At 59.8% G+C, this 23535-nt stretch carries 8 protein-coding genes; all 8 read right to left on the bottom strand.

Translation table 11 applies throughout. The features are described 5' to 3' along the window. Positions 1 to 112: 112 nt before the first annotated feature. Positions 113 to 1228, bottom strand: coding sequence for a hypothetical protein (locus Q7L05_RS11040; protein ID WP_303906198.1), 1116 nt, complete (start codon positions 1226 to 1228; stop codon positions 113 to 115). A 187-nt stretch (positions 1229 to 1415) separates the two neighbouring features. Beyond that, positions 1416 to 6524, bottom strand: a complete 5109-nt coding sequence (locus tag Q7L05_RS11045; protein ID WP_303906201.1) for an OmpA family protein — start codon at positions 6522 to 6524, stop codon at positions 1416 to 1418. A gap of 174 nt (positions 6525 to 6698) precedes the next feature. Next, on the bottom strand, positions 6699 to 19091 hold the full coding sequence (locus tag Q7L05_RS11050; protein ID WP_303906204.1) for an isopeptide-forming domain-containing fimbrial protein: 12393 nt from the start codon (positions 19089 to 19091) through the stop codon (positions 6699 to 6701). Positions 19092 to 20157: 1066 nt separating this feature from the next. Further along, entirely contained in the window at positions 20158 to 21519 is a 1362-nt protein-coding gene (locus Q7L05_RS11055) for an AgmX/PglI C-terminal domain-containing protein (RefSeq protein ID WP_303906207.1), read from the bottom strand. An 8-nt stretch (positions 21520 to 21527) separates the two neighbouring features. Beyond that, positions 21528 to 22028, bottom strand: a complete 501-nt coding sequence (locus tag Q7L05_RS11060) for an ExbD/TolR family protein (RefSeq protein WP_303906209.1) — start codon at positions 22026 to 22028, stop codon at positions 21528 to 21530. After that, positions 22025 to 22519: an ExbD/TolR family protein gene (locus tag Q7L05_RS11065; protein WP_303906212.1), complete on the bottom strand. Its 495-nt coding sequence runs from the start codon at positions 22517 to 22519 to the stop codon at positions 22025 to 22027. Before Q7L05_RS11065 ends, Q7L05_RS11060 begins: the two co-directional genes overlap by 4 nt. 2 nt (positions 22520 to 22521) lie before the next feature. Beyond that, a complete protein-coding gene (locus tag Q7L05_RS11070; protein WP_303906215.1) occupies positions 22522 to 23217 on the bottom strand; it encodes a MotA/TolQ/ExbB proton channel family protein in 696 nt (231 codons plus the stop codon). Between the two features lie 50 nt (positions 23218 to 23267). Beyond that, positions 23268 to 23534, bottom strand: coding sequence for a hypothetical protein (locus tag Q7L05_RS11075; protein WP_303906218.1), 267 nt, complete (start codon positions 23532 to 23534; stop codon positions 23268 to 23270). Between the last annotated feature and the right edge of the window lies 1 nt (position 23535).

The following is a 23535-nucleotide window of genomic DNA, read 5'->3' on the forward strand; positions in this document are numbered from 1 at the left end:
CGCTTATCCACCCTACCAGATGATTGCCTCTTCCATTCCGTAGGGCGGATAAGCGACAGCGCATCCGCGTTCCCTCGGGTCGTTCTGGTGGATGCGCTGTCGCTTATCCACCCTACAGGTTATTTCCTCGGTTTGCGGGTTCGAATCTGGACAGGGTCGCTATGGTGGCGCGGAGCAGCTTGATGGTGGGGGCGACCATCCACCGCATGACCCACGAGCCGAGATAGAAAACCGGTAACAGGATGATGAGCCACCCGGCAAACTGTCCGACCCAGGCCGGGAGCCCCACGATCCGGGACAGGCTTGCAAAGGTGTCGTTGATAACTCCCGGATGTTTGATCGCGACGTAGCCGGCCAGGATGATTGCGGGCCATTTGCCGTGTTTCGCCAAACCCGCACCTACTTGTCCCACCCGGGCTACGCGCGACATCATCGCCGCGGTCCGGGTCGAGGAGCTCAGCGGCTTCGCGGCGACGGCACCCACCCGGCCCAGCCGAAGCAGTTTGACGGCACTGGCCATCACCAGGACATCGACCCCGGCCCACCCGACATCCGTGATGTTGATGTCATGGTCGATTTTCGCCTTTCGCTCCAGGCTGCTGATGCCACCTGCGAAAAAGGAGCCGGCGCCTTCCAGCAAACGTTCACTCTGTAGCCACCGGGGATTTCCGCGCCTATCCAGCACGAATTGGCCGAGGAATCCATGACCCTCATTTTCGATGAACCGGACGGCGTACCGGCCGCGTATTTCCGGAGTCAGCGTCTCCTGCCTTTCGGTAACGGCGGGTGCAGACTCATCTTCGGAGCCCTTGGCAGTCGTCTGTCTGAGGGATTCGAGTTTTTGGGCCGTGTAGTGCATTACGGCAACCGAAGAAATTTCATTCGAGAGGAAATAGGCGATCGGCAGGAAAACGCTCTCACCATACTCACGGAGAATGCCCTGGAAGTCCTGGTCGGAACCGTAGATCGGCAGAACTCTTCTCACCAACTCAGGATATCGAAGCAGTGCCGATTGGGCCTTCAGCTTCAGGATTTCATCGCTCGCGTAATCCAGCAACAAGGCCTGAACTTCGATCGGCTCATCCGCCACGAATCGGGCAAATTCCGGGGCCGCCTCCTGCATCTGGATGGCGATGAGCCGCTCCTCGAAAGGCAACGGCTTCCAGGCCATGCTCAGAAACAGCGAGGCTATCACTGCCGCGCCAAGCGCAATATAGAGTTTTGCCAAGGAGCCACCCTCCCCCGGTTTTGAAGGTCATCACCCTCACCCCGGGTTTTTCACATCGATCCGGAAGTCCTGCACGAAAATGTCCGCGTATCCCGATTTTAACCCTTTTGGCAGGAGGGAGGGTGGCTTCCCGATTGGATGGCGTGACGACGACGCCATCGGGAAAGCGGGTGGGCCGCCGTCCGAATCAGAACTTGCCGACGATGTTGACGAAGACGCCCTGGGAGTCGTAGTCGAGGTCCGTCAGATCGTCCGAGAAGTCGGTGAAGTTGTAGCCGGCTCCCAGCTTGACATTCCGCCCGACGTGCCGGTAGACCGCGACGAGGGCGCCGTCGCGTCTATCCTGCGCATCCGGCAGGTCCAGAATACGCCACTCCATCAGGGCATCCCATTTGTGGACAAAGTGCCAATCAGCGCGCGCGACGTAGAGATGGGCGTTACTGTCGAAAAACTCCGGGTCTTCTCTTTCCTGACTGACCTGACCCAGCCGATAGCCGTACTTGGCGCCCACGCTCCAGCGCTTGGTGAGGTCATAGAGCACGTCGCCCGCGATAATATGGCTCTTCTGGATGTAGTCCGCGGAGGTACTGTCGAGCGAGACCTGATCGGTACTCGGTAGATTGTAAAAATAGGTGTATTTCAGCAGCGCATTCATCCGGTCGTGGTGCACCGGCCGGTAGGCATAGCCGAGCACGGCCTCGGTGTAGTTACCGTCGTAGAACTCGCCAAGAGAACTCTCGCTCTCCGAGTGATTGATCTTGCCGGTGAAGCGCCAGTCCGGGGTGGTCTGATATTTCAGACTGTTCTTGGTCAACCAGGTCGTCCGTTGGTCGAAACTGGTATCGGGGTTCTCTGTCTCGTCCACCCGGTATTCCAGGGCGCTTGCCACCTTGAACCGGTTGAAGCCATAGCCCACGCGAAGCCCGATGGCCTCTCTACTGGTTTCGGCGCTGGTTTCGTGGTCCTTCAGGGTACCGACGTCGAGGTTGGCGCCGAAATTCCAGCGATCATTCGGGGCGAGATCGACGCCGGTCGAATGCATGAGCCCGGTCGGCACGTCGCCATGCGAGTAACTCTCCTCGGCGTAAATGCTGGCACTGTCCGAATAGCGCGTTTTGAAGCCGGAGGTGAGGTTACCCTTCCTAGCCCGCACGCCGTTGTCCGTACGCTCGTTTTCGAGGGCGTAGTTGAGATAGAGGTTGGTCCGGTCCGTATAGAGGAAGTCCGTACCGAGCTTGCCGGCCGCACCCATGTCGCCCCCGGAAACCTCGCCGCGGACCCGCAGGCGGTCGCTGATACGATAGGCGCCGCCGGTCCCCATGCGACTGTTTTCATCCCGGTTGCCGGTGGTGTTCACGGTGCCCTGGACGAAGCCGTAGGCATCCCACTTGCCCCTGGAATCGTAGCCGGCCTGAACCACGGCATCGGCACGTTCGCCTTGCTCCTGAGTCAGCGGCACGACCGGAGAGCGATCGGTTCTCTTGTCGTGCCGAATGCCGCCGCTCAAGGTCCAGTTGTCGTTGAGGAGGTAATCGACATCGACCTCGACCGCACTGGTCTCCAGACCGAGCTGTTGCGACTTGCTTTCGGCTTTGGCCCTGACGCCTACCCACTCGTTAACCGGCATATCCAGCGAGCCGCCATACTGGTCGGTATCGGTGGCTGCGGTGAGTCCGGGAGAGGAATAGCCCGCTTCGAGGCTCTGCCGGTGAAGCGTCAACTTGCCCTCGAGGTCCTCGAAGATATCCTTGAGCCCGAGACTGGCATCGACCCGGTAGGCACCGCCACTGGGGTCCTGCCCTTCCAGTTCCGACACGGAATCAAAATTGAAGCCGCCATCGTTGGAAAGCAAGGTCGCCACGTCCCCGCCTTCACTCTCGGACGCCTCGACCCGCACCCAGGAATCGGTATTCCTGCGCAGGGTCAGATCCACCGCATTGAGGCTGCTCTCGTCGCCCTCTTCATCGTTCTGATTCGATGTAATCCCGAGCTTCACCGTATCGTTGAACCAGTAGTGTGCACGCCCGCCGGCGGAGAGCGTATCGATCTCCTCGAATCCCGGGGTGTACTCATACCGGGCCACCAGATAGACCCGATCGCCGCTGCCGGTACCGCTGTCGACGAGCATGTCGTCACTGGCGGTCGCCGACAGGGGTTCCGCGAGCAATACCCGCCCCTGCAGGTAATCGACGTCGTAATCCAGCCCCGGCGACAGGTTCTTGACGCCGGTGATGATGCCCGAATCCTTGTCGCGGATCTCGATGCGCACCCGCTCCGAACCGGCGAGGATGTCCCGATGCCGCAGCGAATAGAGCGAGCCGCCCGTGCCGCGAAATTCATCCCTGCTGGCGATGGTCCCCGGCTCGGCCACAAACCCGTCGAGCATCAACCGCTCCTCCCCGAAGCTCGTTGCGCCCAGCGTCTGATAGTGCAGGTTGGCGCCATAAAGGCTGCGGTCGACATGCGCCAGGCTGTTGCCGAGATAGCCGATCTTGAAGTTGCCCCACATGCCATAATTCTGGTTACGCGCCAGGCGGGCGTAAAACTTGCCCGAGGTGGGTGCATCTTCCTCCACCGTGCTGTCGTCGCCGAAGGTCGGGTAGTAATAATCGGGATCGATACGGCGGAACAGCGCGTCCGGAGACTTGTCCATGAAGTTGCTGAAGATATCCTCGACCGGCCCTTCCCTGGTGTCCGCGCTAGCCGTCAATCTCCAGCCATCGCCGAACTTTCCCTTGGTATAGAAGGCGAGCCGGCCATCGACACTCACATCGTTGTCGTAGTGGGTCTCGTCACCGGTAACCAACTCCGCGGGGCCATTGGTATCATCAGCGGCGATAGTGAGGTCGGCAATCCCCACGTAGAACCAGTCGCTCTTCTTGAGCTCCAGGTCACGCAGAAACAGTTCGCCGTTGCCGGCCTGGTCGAGAACGGCGACCTCCACCGTGTGCATGCCCGAGGGCAGGATCTCTTCCGCCACGAACTCCCGGTCATCGCTCACCGGAAGCGGGCGACCGGCCACCCAGACCGAATATCCGTCGGGGATATCAGTGCCGAAGACCTTGATCGCCCCGCCTTGCAGGGGAATGCTCTGTTGGGCGAGGCGATTTTCGCCATAGCCGACCAATAACTCCCTGCTCGCGTCGCGCTCCTCGAGCTCTTCCTCCAGCTCATCGACAATCCACAAGACCTGTGTCTCGGTCTCGTCGAAGTTGTCGTCTTCGTCGTAGGTCCGAAGCAGGTACTTCAGCTCGCGGCCGGGGGCCTCGATTCGGTCGAAACCGGCCTGCCACTCGGCGAAGCCGTCCTCGTTGACGGGAACCACGGCCATCGGCTCGGCGCGCGTGGACTCTTCGGCATCAAAGATCCGCACCTCCGATTTGGCAATGAAGTCGGGATAATTGGTATAGCGCCGGAAGCGAACGAGGTTCTCCGGATACTCGGTGTCGGCGAGGTCCCGGTAACGGACCGTACTCGGCCATGCCGTGACGTTCAGACGCGGCTTGAGATCCAGGTTATCGAATTTGAACTCGATGTTCGCCCGGTCCAGGGCAACGTCGATACAACGTTGAACGTCGGGGATACTCTTGTTCGGGTCGCTCACCGGCTTGCCGTCGACCGTGATGCGCATGAGATTCAGGGCAAACGGGTTCTTCGGTGCTACTTCCCGGGTCAGTCGCTGAATGTCCATCAAGTCCGCGTCATCCAACGAAGCCAGTTCGTCATAGACCACCTGGACTTCGACGCGTGCGAGTTCCGCCTCGACGAAGCCCGAATTGACCACATCCTCGGACTGCACATAGCCGCGCCCCTCGGACTCGACCTGGGCGTCGGCAAGCCCGAGCTGCTCCTTGGCGCGTCCCATCATTTTCGTAGCGCGCGCTGCGGAAAGACCGACATCGTCGCCGTAGACCAAGGCGGTCCGGCGATCGAGACGCTCGTTATTGGTGTAGCCGATGAAGCGCAGCCGCGGATTGGTCTTGTCGTCGACTTCGTCCAGAACCCGGCCGAGGCGATCGATATAACCCGCAGGCACCCGTGGCCGTCCGTTTTCGAAGTAGATGGGTTTGATCGCGCCGGTGGGAGGATCATAGACGCGAGTCACCGTCTCCGCCGCGGCCGCATCCGGACACAGTTGCGGCTCATCAGGCAGTTCCGCCAGCGGGTCGTCATGCCAGAACTCCACTTCCACCCGCCGATTCAGTGCCTGACCCTGCCGGGTCTCATTGGATGCCACCGGCATGGCGGCTCCCTTGCCGTCACTGTCGATCGCCGAGGTGGGCAAACCCAAGGTATCCTGTACGGCCAGCGCCACCCGGCGGGCCCGCGCCTTTGACAGTCCCACATGGGTGCCGTAGATACGCGCCGGTCTGCCGGTCAGGGGGATATTGTCGGTGTAGCCGATGAACTTGACCAAAACATTCTGTTTGCCGCGCAGGTTCTGCAGCGCCTCCCGTATCTGCTGCAGATAGCGGGCCGGAATCGCGTTGGCGTCCTCGTCGTAGCGGAGTGGCGGCAGGAGATTCTTGATCCGGGTACGCTTGGCATTCCCCTCCTTGTAACTGAGCTTGCAGACCGTCTCGACGCGGCACATTTTCACGCGCTTGATTTCGTTGGAGACGACCACTTCCCTCTCGACCAGCTTTTCGCTCACTTCGTCGTACCAGACCTCGACTTCGACACGCCGGTTTTGCGCCCGTCCGTCCGCGGTGTCGTTGCTGGCCAGGGGCCGGGTTTCGCCGACGCCTTCATAGGAGATCGACTCCGGGGGCAGATCGAGGGCGCGCTGGAAGTACTCGGCGGTCGTGCCGGCACGCTCACGAGAGAGACCGAGGTTATCGCCGTACTGCTGCTGGAGCGATCCCCTTAGCGGTACATCATCGCTGTGACCCACAAAGTGCAGTCGCACATTGATGCGGTGCTTCATCTCCGCCAGTGTCTTGCGCACCAGGTCGACGTAGCTGTCCGGAATATCGGCTTGCCCCGACTCGAAGCGAATCGGAGGAATGACACCCTGCAGCTTGCGGGTCTCGACTTCCTTATCCAGCACCTTCTCAATCTCTACCTCATCCCCCTGCTCCTGCGCGTACTGGTCAGGGTCCTGTATCCACGGCCGGAACACTTCGTCGGTGGAGAGGTGTCTTTCAGTCGCCTCACCGACGGGACCGGCCTCCACCCCCCCGGCATCCTGGGCGGCGGACTCACCTCGAACCGGCGCCGCGGCCAGAAGGGAAATCAACAGCACGGCAACGAGTTTGGAGCTGTGACCGATTAGCGTCCGAAGAGACCCGTTCACACCACCGTCCACCGGGGCCGTGCGGCCACAATGACCCGCACCCCGACCCGAAGGTTGGTGCTGGATCCCGTGGTGCCGACCCCTCTGTGTTTGCCTGTAACGGAGCTTCATGGTGTTGATATTTATTTTTCTCTTCGGGTCTACGGCCGCGCCGTCGCTATATCGCTGCAGGTGCTATCGCTCTGGTGGCACCCCACGCCGCCAGAAGGTTTCCGTTTCCACGGTCAGCGGATAGCAGCAGTTCAGCTCTTCCCACTTCCCGGTGATACTCTTTCGGAGTGCGCGCAGCCGCCGCTTGACGAGGGACGGCTGTTCCACATCCGCCAGGTAGGCGATACGCACCACCGATGGCGATTTGCGCAGTTCTTCGAGCAGCAGTTCCATGCGCGGCTTCCACTGCAGGCGCATCTCCGTGGAATCCGGCTCGAACACTCCGTCCGCCACATCGAGACGCACCACGCGATGCGCGGTTGCGCCGAAGTTGAAGCGCATCATCTTGCCGCGCGTCGCCCGCTGGACGCGGGGGTTCTCCGTTGTCACCCGGAAGCCGGTCGGCAGGGAGCGATCATCCAGTTTCAGGATGAAATTACTGCCGCGGCTCTCGTTCGGGATCACGGCACAGGTGATATGGAAGCGGCCGTACTCGTCGGTCTTGGCAATCAAACCGCGCGCCGTGACCAGGCGCACACCTTGCAGCCCCTTTTCGTTCCCGTCCTGCGCCCCGTCGAGGTTGGTGTCGTCGAACACCTTGCCGGTGATGTCGGTGCAGTCGAATGTCGGGTCCGGAACCACCCGCACCGTCGCGCTCGCCTCGCCGGAGACGTTCTCCCGGCTGAAGCTGTTGATGACCTGCGCGCGATTCACATATTCCCCCTCGGATACCCCGGAACCGACGATAAACAGCATTTGAATGGTGTGCTGTGACTCGGCGCCAAGCTCGAGGTTTGTCCAACTCAGCTGCAGACCGTTTGCCTCCGGCTCCACCGGTTTCCCGTCGATACGTCCTGAGTCCTCGACGTATTTGAAACCCGCCGGGAAGGAATCGACGATGCTCAGGTCCTGCAGGGTGGTGCCCAGGGTGTTGCGGATCGTGATCGTATAGGCCACGTGTTCGCCGCGGCTGACATTGACACGGGAGGAGGTCTTGGTAATGGCGATCGCCGTGTCGAGCTCGGGATCGATCGGGATATGGTTATTGAATATCTGGCTCTCGCCGGGCAGCTGGTTATCATCCAGCGTGAGGTGCACGTGATGAGTGGTCCCCGCCGAACGGGCGGGCACGTTTCCGGCCGGCGCGAACTCCGAGGTCTGGACCTCGCAGTGATTGGCGGTGGCGCTGATGGCATCATCGCTCCCGCCGAGGCAGCCCGGCACGGAGAATGCGGGGGTGCCCTCGTCGCTCACAGGCGGAATTATCTGCGATGGCCAATCGGTGTAGCCGGATGCGGGGGGGGTCACGCGAAGGGTGTAGTCACCCCCTGCCAGGCAGGCTGGATCGCTGAAGTTGATGTCGAATTTGTAGAAGCCTTGCCGCGAGGTGAGCTGGCCCTGTTGAGACGGGTCATCGAAGCAGCTCTCGGGCAGCTCGGCACCGGCACGCAGCATGGCCACCGCCGCCCCGGCGATGGGCGTGCGCACGACCGAGTCGTAGACCACCCCGTTCGGCGTGATCGGCAGATTCAGGTTTCGGACACTGGTCCCGGCCGAGGCCGTGACGTCGGTGATCCGCTGCAATCCGTTGGTGTAACTGGAATGGGCCTCACCGAGCAGCGCCGTATCGGCGCCCGCTCCCGGGGCGCGAAACCGCAATTCATAGGCGCTCGAGTCGTCGGCCGCGGCGAGACCCTGGATGCTGTAGGTACCGCCGCCATCGGTGACCACACTGCCCAGTAAGCGGTCGTTTCGGTAGACATCCACAGACCAGTCCGCGAGCAAGGATTCGTTCCCGTCGGCGACCGTATTGAAGTTCGCGTCGTGCCAAACCTCGCCAGTGAGACTGACCGCACCCGGCGTGCCACCAAGGTCGATCGACACACTGGAGGTCGCGGTCTGCGTCGAGGCATTCCAGAAGACCTCTGCAATGTTGGTGATCGTCTCACCGACGGCGAGCGCCGGGGCGATCTGCGCACGGAAGCGCAGGACCGCCGATGCGCCGGGATCCAGGGAACCGTAATTGGCCGAATAGTCCGCGGTAAGGAGCGGCGCGGCAAAGGTCACGCCGGTCGCCAGGCCGTCCAGCGTTCCGGAACCGGGTACATAAGTCAGCTGCCCCGATACCGGCGTATCCAAATCGTCGGTGATAACCACATCCGTCGCCGCTACGCCGCCGATGTTGGTCGCGCGAACCACATATTCCAGAGTGGCGCCCGGCACGGCAACACCGCCCCCGACCACGAATACCTCCTTGCTGATCGAAAGCTGCTGGGCCTCGCCGACGACCACCTCGGTCGGCTGATCACCGTTCGAATCGAGCCCATCCGCGTCCGTCGGTTCGTCCAGCTGTTCGTTGGATTGCACGACGCCCTGATTGCTGATGATCGTGCCGCTGGCGACGCCGGCATTCACCTGCACATCGAAGGTAACGATCGCCGAGCCGCCGACGGACAATATGCCCTCACCCGCCGCGGGCAGCGGCGGCGTCAAATCCGACGAGCTGACGGCAATTCCGGAGGCCAGCGGCGAAATCCCGCCATCCGGTTGTCCGACCGGCAGACCATTGAGCACCACCGAGTCCGGCACATAACGGGTGTTGACCGGCACCGCATCGACCAGGACGACCTCGCTGGCGGGAGCCGATCCCATGTTAGTGACGACGATGCTGTAGCGCAGCACATCACCGGGATCGACGATGCCCGGCGAACCGTTGTCCACCTGAATCTCCACACTCTTGTGGGCATCGACCAGCGGCACATTACCGACCACATCACGGGTCGGATCATCGAGAATCTCGGTGTCCGGGTCGTCCGACGGCTTTTGCGGCACCGCCCCGCTGCCCGTGCCCTCGACAGTAACGAAACCCTGATTGGCGATGACGGTGCCACTGAAGAGATCGGCATCGATAACGACGTCAAAGGTAATGGTCGCGATATTACTGCTGGTCGAACTGGCATCCGCCCGCATCACCCCCGGCGTGGCGTCCTCCGGCGCGTGGATGGCGATACCATCCTGCAGCGGAAGGACGCCGGGGCTCTGGTCGGCGACGGGGGCGCCATTCAAGGTTGTGCTGTCGGAGACATAGGTAGTGTTGGTCGGCAGCTGATCGTGCAGGACCGCGTTGATGGCATCCTCGGTTCCGACATTCTTCACCGTGAGGGTGTAGCGCAGGGTATCCCCGGCGCGCAGTTCGGACGGGTCATCGGAGATGTCCAGCGAGCTCTTCCAGACCTCGAACGCCGGGGCCGAGCTGATCAGCGTGGAGGTCTCGTTGCTGGCTGCAGAAGCCAGCCCATCCCCGGTCAGCTGCGCCTGGTTCAGCACGGTCGTGCCGCTGTCGATGACCGGGGCGAGTGCCGCCTCGAAGAGGATGGTCAGCGTATCCCCATCATTCCCCTGTGGCGCCAGAGTGAGATTGCGGATATCGATAATACCGGTGCCGTTGACACCACCCGTTGCACTGGTGTTGGTAGTGTCGGCGTTCGCATCCGAAACGCTGAGTACCTGCAGGCTGCCCGGCGCAAAGTGTGCGGCCAGCTCATCGACCACCGAGGCGTTGTTCAGAGGGGCAATGCTCTCATTGGTGATCACCAGGCTGTAACGCAGGGTGTCGCCGGGCTGAGCGTTCGCGCCCGGATCCTCTCCGGTCGTAGCATTCACGACGGATTTCACGAACGAGACTGCAAATTCGGTCATCAGGGTGGTGGTGGCCGGACCCGAAAAGTAGTCGTTGACCTCAGGTGTGCCGGTGCCGTCACGCTCAAGCGTGCTATCGCCGTCCAGGCCGGTCCACTGGACGGTGGCACTGTTGGTCAGTTCCTGTCCGGCCCGCACACCATCCAGCACCAGCACGTCATAAGCCACGGTGACGGCGGTCCCCTCGACCACGTCGATGTCGGCAGTGGCATCGGCCAGACTCCAGGTCAGGGTCTGTGCGGTGCTCACACCGTCCCCGCCGTTGGTGCCGGGGTCGGTAATGGTGTTGCCGCCATCGACGCTGGCCGTGCCGTTTTGGTAGGCCAGACCCAGACTCAGGCTGTCTTCAATCAGAAGGTCGAAGGCATCGGAGAAATCATCCCCCGCTTCCCCGCCGCCGGCGGTAAAGCTCACGCTATAGCGCAGGATGTCCCCGGGGTTGGGCGCCGCACCCGGGTTGGTGACGTTGGCCACCTGTTTGGTGATGGCCAGTTCCGGCTCGACGATGGTCAGCGGGTCCGTGGTGGTGTAGCTACCGCCGGGATTGGCTGCGCCGCCATCGGTGATGGCGTACGTATAAGAGACGCTGTTGTTGAAGCTGGTGCCGGCGTTGGCAGCGGCGTTGTTCGCCACCCGTGCGGTGATTTCAATGACTGCCTGCTGACCGGCCGGAATTTGATCGATGACCAGGTTCACCTTGGTCGGAGTTACAGTCGCGTCGGTGTTATCGGTAAGGGAAAGAGCATTGCCGCTGATCTCCGTGGCGCCCAGGTATTCCAGGCTGCCGTGCAGGGGATCGCTTACCACCAGATCATACAGGGCCGCATTCGCAGGATTGGCGGGGACCCTGATTTCGTAGGTGACCTCCTCGCCAATGGTCGCCTCGGACGCACTGGTCAGCACCTTGCTAGGCGGGTCGATGGTGGCCTGATTGGTCATCCAGAACTCGGCCGGTCCCACCAGCCCATAGACCTGTCCCGACTGCATCGGCAGCGACCAGTACTCATCGAGCGTGATGCTGTTGCTCCACAGCTCGTTCGGGCCAAAGTCGGTATAGAAGCCGATGTCGTAGACCGCGGTGACACACTGCCCCGGGTTCACCGCATCGATAAGGTCAATGACGAGACTCCCCCCGCGCACCGCCGGTGGGGCGTAGTCGTAGTTCACGCCATCGGTTGCCGGTGCACCGTTGATGGTCACCGTCGGACCGACGATGCTGGTCTCATCCAGCTGGGTCGCCAGCAGATCGGTCAGCTGCACGTTGTAAGCCGGTGCCAGCCCCGTGGTATTACAGCTCTCCAGCCTAAACTGCACGGTGTCGCTGGCTACATTCACTGCCAGCGGGCTCGCATCGGTGTTAGCCGCGCCGTTACCCAGCTTGGTTACCGTGCTCATTACCGGCTGCTGCGCGGTCACGCTGGCGCTAGTGTTAAGAGTGCTGGTGGTGTTGTAGGTCAGGACCGCGCTGTTGTTCAGCGTGGTCGACGGACTCTGCGCCAGCACACCGGTGGCAACCCGGGCTCGGTAGACGATCGTCAGCGTATCGGTGGTGGCATCGCCCAGGGGGTCGTTGGTGACATCCCCGATGGGGAAGCTAAGCGGGCCGGTCGTGCCGGCACTCGGCAGCGAGCCCACAGGGATGGTGTTGTAGCTGAAGTTGCTGCCGGCACCACTAGCCGGCGGGTCGTAGTCGGCCACCGTATCGCCGTTGATGCTGACGATGCTGTCGAACTCCAGGCCCGCATCCAGCGTATCGCTCACCGAGACACCGGTGGTGGTCCCTTCCTGCAGGCTGATGTCCAGCTGGTAGTCGACCGTATCGCCGATGCGCAGCGTGCCGACCGCTGTCGCGGTATCCGAATCCGCGACCACCGACTTCGCGAACGCGGTGTTATCCGCTACGGTGATGGGCGTGCTCTCCACCGCGGTCTCGTAATCGTTCGGCTCGACACCAAATCCATCCGAGCCATCACGCTCGTTGGCATCGGCACCGTCAAGGCCGGTCCACTGTGCCACCGCAATGTTGGTCAGCTCCTGTCCGGCTACGACATCGTTCAGCACCAGCACGTCATAGGTGATGGTCGCCGAGCTCCCTTCCGGGAGGTCGATATCATTGCCATCGGCCAGCGACCACCTGAGCTGCTGTGCTGTGGTGACGCCGTCACCCGCTGTGACGTTGACCGGGTCCGCCAGCGCCGCGGCATTGAGTTTCGCCGTACCGCTCTGGTAGACCAGGCCCAGACTCAGATCGTCGAGGATCGAGATATCGAACGCATCGGAGAAATTCGCACCGCCCGAGGCGTCCAGCTGCAGGGTGTAACGCAGCACATCTCCGGCCACCGGCTGATTGCCCGGATTGCTCTGGTTGGCAACGCCCTTGCTCATCGTCACCGTCGGTTCGGTGATCAGCAGGCTGGTAGCCGTTGTGCTGCCACCACCGGTGTTGGGCTCCCCACCAAGCGAGGTCGCATAGGTGTAGCTCGCGGTATTGCTGAAGTTGTCACCGGCATCGGCATCGACGTTGTTGGCGACTCGCGCCGTTACCTCAAGCACCGCCACCTGGCCTGCCGGAATTTGAATGATCGAGAAGCTCAGGTCGTTGCCGACACTGTTGTCAGTGAGCGTAAAGCCGTTGCCGCTGACCTCACTGACGCCGACGAATTCCAGCTCGGCCGCCAGCGTGTCGCTGACGATGACATCGTACAGCGAGGCATTAGTCGCACTGGCGGGTATTGTTACCTGATAGACGACGCTCTCACCGATGGTCGCCTCACCGCTGGCCGGTACCGTCATTTCCTTGAGGGGCGGGATGATAGTCGTCGTGTTGGTCATCCAGAAGGAGGCCGGACCGGAGCCGGCATACGGCTCCCCGCTATCGCCATCCAGCGACCAGTACTCATCGACCGTAACGCTGTTGCTCCACAGCTCGTTCGGGCCGAAATCGGTATAGAAGCCGATGTCGTAGACCGCGGTGACACACTCATTCGGGTTCACCGGGTCGATGAGGTCGATGACGAGACTGCCGCCGCGACCTGCCGGGGGGGTGTAGGTGTAATTGACGCCATCGGTCGCCGGTGCACCGTTAATGGTCACCGTCGGTCCGACGATGCTGCCTTCGTTTAGCTGGCTCGCCAGCTCATCGGTCAGCTGTACGTTGTAGGCCGGCGCCAGTCCCGTGGTGTTACAGCTCTCCAGCGTAAACTGCACGGTGTCTGTAGCCACATTCACGGCCAACGGGCTCAAATCGGTGTTGGCTGTACCGTTACCCAGCTTGGTCACCGTGCTCATTACCGGCTGCTGCACGGTCACGCTGGCGCTAGCGTTAAGAGTGCTGGTGGTGTTGTAGGTCAGTACCGCGCTGTTGTTCAGGGTGGTCGACGGGCTCTGAGTCAGCACACCGGTGGCAACCCGTGCCCGGTAGACAATCGTCAGTGTATCGGTGGTGGCATCGCCCAGGGGGTCGTTGGTGACATCCCCGATGGGGAAGTTCAGCGAACCGATGGCACCGGCCGAAGGCAGCAAGCCCGCGGTGATGGTGTTGTAGCTGAAGTTGCTGCCGGCGCCACTGGCGGGCGGGTCGTAGTCAGCCGCTGCATCGCCGTTGATGCTGACGATGCTGTCAAACTCCAGGCCCGCATCCAACGTATCCTGCACCGAAACTCCGGTGGTGGTCCCTTCCTGCAGGCTGATGTCCAGCCGGTAGTTGACGGTGTCGCCGATGCGCAGCGTGCCGACCGGCGTCGCGGTATCCGAGTCCGCAACCACCGACTTGGTGAACGCGGTGTTATCCGCGACAGTAATGGACTCATTCTGCAGCGCGGTCTCGTAATCATTCGGTTCGACACCGGCCCCGTCCGAGCCGTCGCGCTCGTTGGCATTGACACCGTCAAGCCCGGTCCACTGCGCCACCGCGCTGTTCTCCAGGATCTGACCGGCAACGACATCGTTCAGCACCAGCACATCGTAGGTGATGGTCACCGAGTTCCCTTCCAGGATGTCGATATCATTACCGTCGGCCAGCGACCAACGCAGTTGCTGTTCCGTGGTGCTACCGTCACCCGCTGTGACATTCACCGGATCCGCCAGCGCCGCGGCATTGAGGGTCGCTGAACCCGTCTTGTAAGCAAGGCCCAAACTCAGGTCGTCGATGATCGAGATATCGAACGCATCGGAGAAGTTATCCAGCGCCGCACCGCCCGAGGCGTCCAGCTGCAGGGTGTACGTCAGCACATCACCGGCCACCGGCGGGTTGCCCGGATTGGTCTGGTTGGCAACGCTCTTGCTCATCGTCACCGTCGGTTCGGTGATCAGCAGGGTTGCAGTGGCTGGGTCACTACTACCACCAGGTGTGGCCACACCGCCCACATCGTAGGTGTAACTGGCGCTGTTGGGGAGTGGATCTCCGGCATCGACACCCACACTGTTGGCCACGTGGGCGTTCAGGGTTATCTCAGCCTGCTGGCCGGCCGGAATACTCGGTATAGTCCAAGTCAGAAGCTGACCGCTCTGCACCGGTGCAATCGCTGTCGCCACGCCGTTCACCTCGACGCTGGCACTGTCGTAGAGCAACGCCGCATTCAGCGTGTCGCTGACCTCCACGTCACTCAGTTCCGCGTTAACAGGCGTGCCCGGCACCGTAATGGTATAGCTAACCGAATCTCCAATAGTCACTTCCCCCGACAGCGGTGAGGCTACCGTCTTGGCCGGTGCCACCGGGGTGAAGGTGTTGGTCATGTAGACACTGGAAGCAGGTACCGGGGTAATGGCGGCATATTCACGGTCGTTAGTCGGATCCAGAGCCTCCCGCGACCAGTACTCGACGACCGTGGCGCTGTTCCACCAGGTCGAATTCGGGGCGATATCAGTGTGGAAACCGAGTGTGTAATTGACGGTTACGCATTCATTAGCTGCGACAGGAACGGTATCAGCCAGGGTGACCACCATCACGCCGTCACGGGCGGGTACCGTCAGGGTGTAGTCGCTCCCAGCATTTAATGGGGTCGGTGCGGCTGGCGGTCCAACTGTTACTACGGGCGCTGTCGTCGTCAGGTCGGTTTCATCCAGCTTCCACGCCAGATCGTCGGTGAGCTCCACACCGTAGGCGGGAGCATCGCCATCGTTACAGGCCTGCAACTGGAAGGCCATGGTGTCGTTAACGATGTCGACAACATAAGGATCTGCATTAGTACCGCTGCCTGTGGCTGTCGGATCCGACACCGTACCACTCTTGGTAATAGAGCTAATCTGCGGCTGCAGTACATCCACCGGGGCTTCGGCGTCAAGCGCTGTATTGGCCGGGTCAAACCCGGTGTATTCAACCCTGGCGTCGTTGAGGAGGGTATCGGTTGTTGGGGTAACCCCGATTGCCGGGTCATCCACCACCCTGGCCACGTAACGGATTATCAGTGGATCGACAGGGGTGTTATCACCGCTGGGCACATTCTCGATATCACCGAAGTCCCAGGTCAGGGGTCCCGTATCACCAGCAGAGGGGTCTGTCGTAGTGTCCAGGGTATAGTTGAAGGTGGTCGAACCCGGCTCGATGGTATAACTGACGAACTCCATACCCGCTGGTAGGGTATCGAACACCTTCACGCTCTGGGTCATGTACTCCTGTAGCTCCAGCACCAGGTCATAGGTAACGGTATCACCTACGCGCACCTGAGGGTTGCCGGCGCTGGGCGGGTCCTCGGCATAGGTGTCGCTGGAGACCAGTTTGCTGAGTGCGGTGCTGTCCTGGGTGCCAACCGTCGCAGATGCTGGGCCAGCGCAATAATCATTTGGTGGATTAGAAGTTAGGACTGGGCAGCCATCACCGGTACGCGGTCCATCGATACTGGTGCCATCCCAGGATACCCAGTCCACGTACACTTGGTTGCTGATATTGCCACCGGTGGCCGCCTCAACCGTCACCTGGTAGGTCAGCACCAGCTGACCGTCAGGGGGAATATCGAGCGAGCCGTCATCCCCCCAGATCAGAGGGCCGTCCGGTGCGCCGATCGGTGAGGTGCTCATCGGTGAACCATTAATCGTCACGGTGGGGGTAAAGCCACTGTAGAGCGCGAGCTCCGCAGGAAGGGTATCCACCAATCTCGTGTCATAGGCGGTGGCGTCTGCACTGTTGTTATCAACGGCGACCACATATTCAAGCACATCCCCCACCGTGGCCGGCTCCGTGAGCGGGTCCTTGCCCGCAGGCGAGGCGAACGTCACCGTTTTGCCGACAGCCAAGTCCGGCTCGACAATCGTCATAAGCGCCGTGGTATCGGTTGCGGGATCCGACGCGGGAGTTATACGCAGGCCACCGCCATTGGTACGGTCATAGCTATAGGAGGCGTGGTTTTGGAAAGTGTCGCCTGCATTGTTATTGTCGGTATTCGACAGCTCGACCGTCACTTTGATCTCGGCAAAGCCATCGGCCGGAATGTCGATACCGGTAACATTATTTTCCAATACAAGATTGGTATCCGTACCAGTATTAATGACAACGCCCTGCCAGCTACTCGCTGCTGTCACTTCAGCATGGACAAACTTGAGGTCGGCACCGGTGGCCGTCAGGTTATCGGTGATCTCCACATCAGAGAGCGGCACGCCGACCGGTATCGCCGGCACCTTAATGGTATAAGTGAATTGCTCGCCAATGGTGGCCGTAGGCTGATCATTCACCTTCTGCAGGGCACCGCCGCTGGCAACGAGAACCTTTGTGCTATCACCGCCTGTACCTAGTGCAATCGGGCCAGAGACAAAGGGGTCATCACTCACGCCCTGAAGACGAACAGTACAGGTACTTGGGTCAGTGATGTCAGTACAATTGGTAGTATTTACCTCACTGTCTTCAACACCGCTTATATCTGCCTGGTTTTCGATGTCAAAACCGTTGGCTGCTGCCCCGACAGTAACTTCAAATTCAATCTGGTAGGATTGGTCTTCAGCCAAATCGAAATCCGAAATGGTAATGAGGCTGGCACCGTGAGTCCCACCATTGGGATCGGCATTAACTGTGGCTCCTACAGGAAAAGAGTGCGTTACATTACTCAGCGAACCCGGGACGATGTAATCGGCCAGGTTCAACACACCCAGATCATCGGTAATGTCAATGTCCAACAGGCTAGGGACATTGAAGTTCTCCAGCTGCAGTGTGTAGCGCAGGATATCACCGGGGGAGGCACTGAGTGCCGGTGATTCACCAGTAGTGTCGTTGGTTACTATCTTCTTCAGGAAATAACCGGAGAGCGTCGCTGTAATGGTCTCCGTATCCGCATAGGTTTCAGAACCGTCCGTCGAGGTATAGGGTCCATACAATTTGCGATCGGTGTTACTGCTGTCGTCGTTGTACCACTGCTGCGCAACCGCGATATTGGTATGGGTAGATTGATCGACAACATCGCCGTCCAGCTGGCCAGGGTAGGTGATTTTAAGCAGTTCGTTATGGGCAATGGCCGCCTTGGCGGAGACCAGATCGAGGGTCAGCGTGCAGGTCGGATCGCCTACCCAGCTCAGCGTGTAGTCCGTTGTCTCTGTCAGGCTTCTCAGCAGAGTCGATCCGGCGGCATCATAAATGCCGAGGGCCACCTCAACCGTCCCATCAGTAGTAAAGTAGTCGCACATGCCCACGGGAAGGGTGTCGACGATCGTGCTTTCCCAGGCCGTACTCCCGCCCGAATTCAGCACAGATACTGTATAGTCGGCGATAGTGCCGAGATTCATTGCCGCCGTTGAGCTCGACTTGCTCACCACCAGGTCGGGTTCGGCGATGGTCATCAGCGCCGCGACACCCGGCTCGCCGGGGAGGGGCTCAAAGAACTCATTTTCATAAATGCCGTCACCATCCAAATCGGCCGTGCCGTCTTCTATCAAGCCGTTTTCATCGAGATCAATGGAGCGGGAGAAGGTCCACTTGGCGGTATTGATAAAGGTATTTCCAGCATCATTCGTCGGCGTGATATCGTCGAGGACGACCGTGAGATCGACCATAATCTGCCTTCCGGCCGGGATCTGGTCGAAATCAAAGCTGAGGTGCTTATCGTCTCCCCCGTTGCTGAACGTGTAGTCGGTCCCTTCCGTTAAGGCGGCACCACCCTTGATGTAGGCGGTGTGGCTCAGGTAGGTGAGTTCCGCACCCGTGGACTGAGCGATACCGTCGGGCCCAACATAGGTGGTGCCCGCAGCGGTGAGATCATCGGTGAGAATGACGTTGCCGAGGGTATTCGTTGACGGATCACCGTCGGGATAATTCATGGACGGCATCGTCAGCGTGTAGGTGAAGGGCACGCCGATTGTGGCCTTAGCCGCCGGAGACTGCTTGTCGATCATCTCCGCCGGGATCATGATGTCCTGACAGGAGCTCTTGAATCCGGCTGAATTCACCGACCAGAGCTTGTGGGGAATATTGGAACACGCCAGATTCCCGTTGAAGTACACGGTATCGAAAACGATCAGATAGACGTTGTTTTTATCCGGCGTATAGAAATTGATCGTCGGTTCAAGCCCGTTGGGAGCGAGGGGGTTGCCAAGCGGGAAGTTGATGAATGTGCAGTCCCGGTCGATACCGAATGCGCTGGGAAGCGGATACGTACCCGGGAGGCTGCCATCGACCACGCCATTGGGGTAATCGGAGCAAAAATCGCCCCCCGCCTGCACCGAAGGGGCCGCACCCAACAAAAGGCCGCAGAGGAGCAGCAAGCCGATACCCTTCCCGCCGCGGATGCTTCCAGACATGCCGCCCATTACCTTTTTCGAGGACTGTTTTTCCGGACTATGAGAAAATAGAGCCGCAACGGCACCCACGGCAGCGGTGGCGGCGCCGGACAGATATTCCTTGAAAGCACTTGTAAACCGTTCAGCCAATTCTTTTTACTTCTTTTCAGCTACGGTTGATCAGCAACATCAGAGAGCTTCCGGGTCGAGCATGATGATCGAGGGTGGTGGCCCCGGAAATTCCACTTCTGCCATGTTCCTGGCTTCGTTGTGATTGGATACAGAGAGACACCAGCGGACCAGAAGCCCTGATTGCTCGCGAAATCCGGCCGGTAACCTTTCTCTCTGACATGGTCTATCCCAATTAGTTAGGCAAAATTCTAGTTTTTTTAGCTAGTCTAATGTGTGATTAAAGCCGCGCATTGCAGTTTTTGCCCATCTGACACTTCATAGTGAGCACCTGGTCACGCGATTTCGAGTGTACTTGCCGTCTGTTCGAGTCCGATAGCTCCCAAACACCCCTGTTTTGTGTCGGAGCAGTGGCCTGGATCCAGAAACAGCTACTCAACTTTTGTGGTAACTGCTCACCCGGGTGATCACGACGGCAGGAAGTCCGTCATCCCCGCGTAGGCGGAGGTTCATTTTGAGCCATGCTTCTCTCCTCTGGATCCCCGCCTACGCGGGGATGACGGAGGGGGTAAGTAGTTACGTTTTGTGTTTTCGGGTGCCAGAATGCCTAACAAGTAATGAGCAGAAAGGGGGGAGGCATTTTACAGCCCTGCAGCGGCCTGTAAACGCCCAGCGATTGCTCGCTGATCCGGCGGACCCCTTCGGAAGCGCAGTCTTGTCGAGGCAAACCGCTCTCCCGGAGGGTGGATACCTTTATCCTGGCGGCCTGTTTTTTTCTGACGACCGCATCCATGCTGTCCGATTCGTCCTCAACCACTAAATACGTGCTCCAAATTGGTGTCCACGCATGTGGGAGCGACGGGAGTCGCGATGACCCCGAATCGCGGCTTCCGCCGCTCCTATAGGTATCTCGGTACGTCACCAAAGGAGCGTGTTGCCACGATTCCGAAACTTCCATTTAGCTCGCCGGCAGGAAGTCGATGGGATACAGAATCGTTATCGTGGGTACGCCCTCTTTCGGGCCGAAGTTGAACCGGTCAACTCGCCCGACAATCTGTGCCACGAGTTCCTTGGAGCCCAAATCACTCGACTCGGCCTTCACTGCGGAGACTCGACCATCCGGTTCGATGGTAATCCGCAGTACCAGTTTGCCCTGCAGAGTGGGATCTTTGCGCAGCTCCTTGTTGTAGATTCGGTACAGCGTCGCCTTGTAACGATCAAACACGATCTGGATCTCTTCATCCGTACGTGATGGCCCCGGCCCGTCGCTGAGCGGACGATCCGCTCCACTCTTCATGTCGGTACCGATGGCGCTGTCGACCCGCGAAAAGGCCACCCCGGTAACACCTTTTCCACCGCCGCCGCCTACATCGCGACTAAGCGCTGCGGTATTGATCCCACCGCTGCCGGTTTTGGCTGACGAGGTGATGATGGAGCGCTGGGTCTGGCCGCCCTTGGCCTTCTTCCCGGCGTCGTTGACCCGGGCGTCGGCGCCCAGCTTGGCATCGGGTGCATTGTCGATCAGATCCGCAAAGCTGTTCTTGAAGGCCAGTACACCGGAGCTCTCCGCCGTCTTGCGTGCTTTCTGCTTTTCGGCCGGCGTGGGTTTGGGCTTCTTCTTCTCTGCCTTCTCCTTCTCGGTCTCCGGTTTCTTTTCCTCTTCCTTTTTCGGAGGCGGAGGCGGTGGTTCGGACTTTTTAACCAGCTTGGCCAAACGCTCGGGTATCTCGACGGGTTTTTCCGGGTCCGGCATCGGGAGCGTCCAGTAATGCGCTGTGTAGCCGAACAGGGTGCTGAAAAGCAGCGTCAGCAGGAGGACCTTTCGGAAGCGTCGCTCATCTTCGCCCTGCTTCGACCAGGGCATGGCGGTCGGGCGATAGGGAAGTTCACTCATCTCCCGTTCGATCACGAACTCGTCCAGTCGGAGCCGCTCCTTCTCCTTCTGCTCCGCAAGCTCCTCGTTCAGCGCTTCGAGCTCCCACGATTGCTCATGGATGCCCTGCTCCAACTGTTTTCGGCTTCGCTCGTGGCCTTCGATACTGTTGCTGAATTGGGCGATACTCCGCCGGACGCGCTCCAGTTGCTCATTGCCGACGGACGGGGTGTCTCCCCAGAAAAGAGCGTCGGCCTCCAACTCGTGCAATCGGTCCAAAGAGTCGCAGATACTCGCGAGCAATTGGTATTGCTCTTTTTCAGGGGCGACGCTTTCGAGTTCGGTCTCCACAGCGCGCAGCCGTTCCTGCAGGGCGGAAAGGTTCGTCTCCGCCTCGGCGATCAGCGCATGGAGGGCTTGTTGTTCTTGTGAGATGGCTGTATTCACGCGATTTACTAACTTTGCGATGACTTTTGATTCACTGCCAGCGATATTCTGCTGTACCCGGCGCTTGTGCAGGTCGACATCAGCTTCCTCAAAATCTTGAAAGGAATGGCCTTATCCGCAAGGATGGTCACCTCCTTGCTCTCCGCCACGGCCGCTGTATTGATGCCGATCGTGTTCTCCCGAAGGCTTTTCAGCCTCTCCCTGATCGACTCGATGCTATTTCCCTCGGCTTCCATCACCTCGGCTGTCGTGATCACCGGCTCACCCTGCACCCGCACCACGTCGGCGCTCACCAGCATGATGATCGTCTGGCGCGGCTTCGACTCCACGACCGAATCGGGAAGGGCGATTTCCTTTGGCGGCTCGAGCACTTCGGTCGACGACTGATTCACCAAAAGAAAAAAAACCAGGATGGTGAACACATCCATCAACGAGGTCAGATTGAGCGCACTACCTTTGCCGCGATTCTTCGCCCGCGCCATCCGTTTCATTCGCCGGGTATTCTTCATGGCGCATCCCCTATCGAAATCTCGGGAAAGAGGACCAGCTTTTGTACCTCTTCCTCTTTCTCGCCCTCCTCCCTGATTTCGGCGACCTTGACTGCGTCCATCACAAGAATCATGTCCTCATAGGCAATATCGGGTTCGACCAGTACGACAGCATCCTCCTTGTCTTCGTACTGCGCCTTCAGCTTCATGAGAAATTCTGAAAGCTTCTCGATATCGTAGGCACCGTCGACCTTGGGGATCGAAAGGGTGATGCTCTTGCCGTCACCGATTTCGATGGCCTTTTCCCTCACAATCACCTCAATCGTGACCAATGGTTTATCGACCTCACCGCCGCCGGCGGACTCCGGCATGTTCAATTCCTGAATGGTGATACGCGAGAACACCGCCGTCACCAGAAGAAAGGGAATCAGCACCACCATCAGGTTCAGAAAGGTGGTGACATCCAGCTCGGGCGTCTCTTTTTTTCGCCTGTAATGGTGTCTTCGGCCCATTGTCAGCCTGCCGTTGCCGGAATCGGATCCGCATTCACCGCATCGGGGTTCACCTGACTCTTGCGGCGAGCCGTTCCCGAGATGGCATTGAGCGTTTTAACCGACGCCATCTCCAGGCTATCGACAATTTCGCCGGTGCGGGAATTGAGATAGGCGTGAATAACCAGAAGCGGTATCGCCACCATCAGGCCGAATGCCGTGGTGTTCATGGCTACCGAAATACTTGCCGAGAGCAGATCGGCCTTTTCCGCAGGGTTGGCGTTCGCCACCGCATTAAAGGCCTCAATCAAGCCCATGATGGTTCCCAGGAGGCCCAGCAGGGTCGCGATGTTGGCGAATAGGGCGACGTAGCTCGTACGCTTTTCGAGCTGTGGAATGATCTCCATCATTCCCTCCTCCATCGCTATTTCGATATCCTCACGACGACGCACGGCGCCCTGGCGCGCAAGCCCGAGTCCAAGCATCTGGCTGACCGTGGACTTGTTATTGCTGGTCATCTCACGCGCGGTTTCGAAGTCGCCCTCCGAAATCACGGGCTCGAGACGCTTCCACATGCTCCGGTTCGTACCCCTCACCAGGGTCAGCGTGATATAACGCTCGATGGCGATGCCCACACCGATAGCGCCTACAAACAGAATCGGGAACATAAACTTACCCCCGTCCTGGATGAACTCTACAAGTGTCTCGATCAACCCCATTTCCTCGTCCTCATCATTGCAATACACCTCGTGTTTTTTGGAGTACGCAGTCAGTCTTGACTGCTTATTTCATAGAAATCCAGTTGCCGCATGAAGACCTCCTTGTCCACCGGGCCCATGCCGTCATCCATCAGGTTCGAGGACAGACCGGACTCCACGCCAATCTCCGAACTCTTCCACGGCACGATGTAAAGCGACTTTGGCGCCTCATCATTACCGACAACAGAGATCCCGGACAACTCTTTCGGCTCATCCTCCGCCGCCGCAAACGGCGGCAGGACCAGACACATCACCAGGAATGCCATACGGACACGCATA

Origin of the sequence: Thiohalomonas denitrificans, assembly GCF_016841685.1 — a bacterium.
GTDB classification, from domain to species: domain Bacteria; phylum Pseudomonadota; class Gammaproteobacteria; order Thiohalomonadales; family Thiohalomonadaceae; genus Thiohalomonas; species Thiohalomonas denitrificans_A.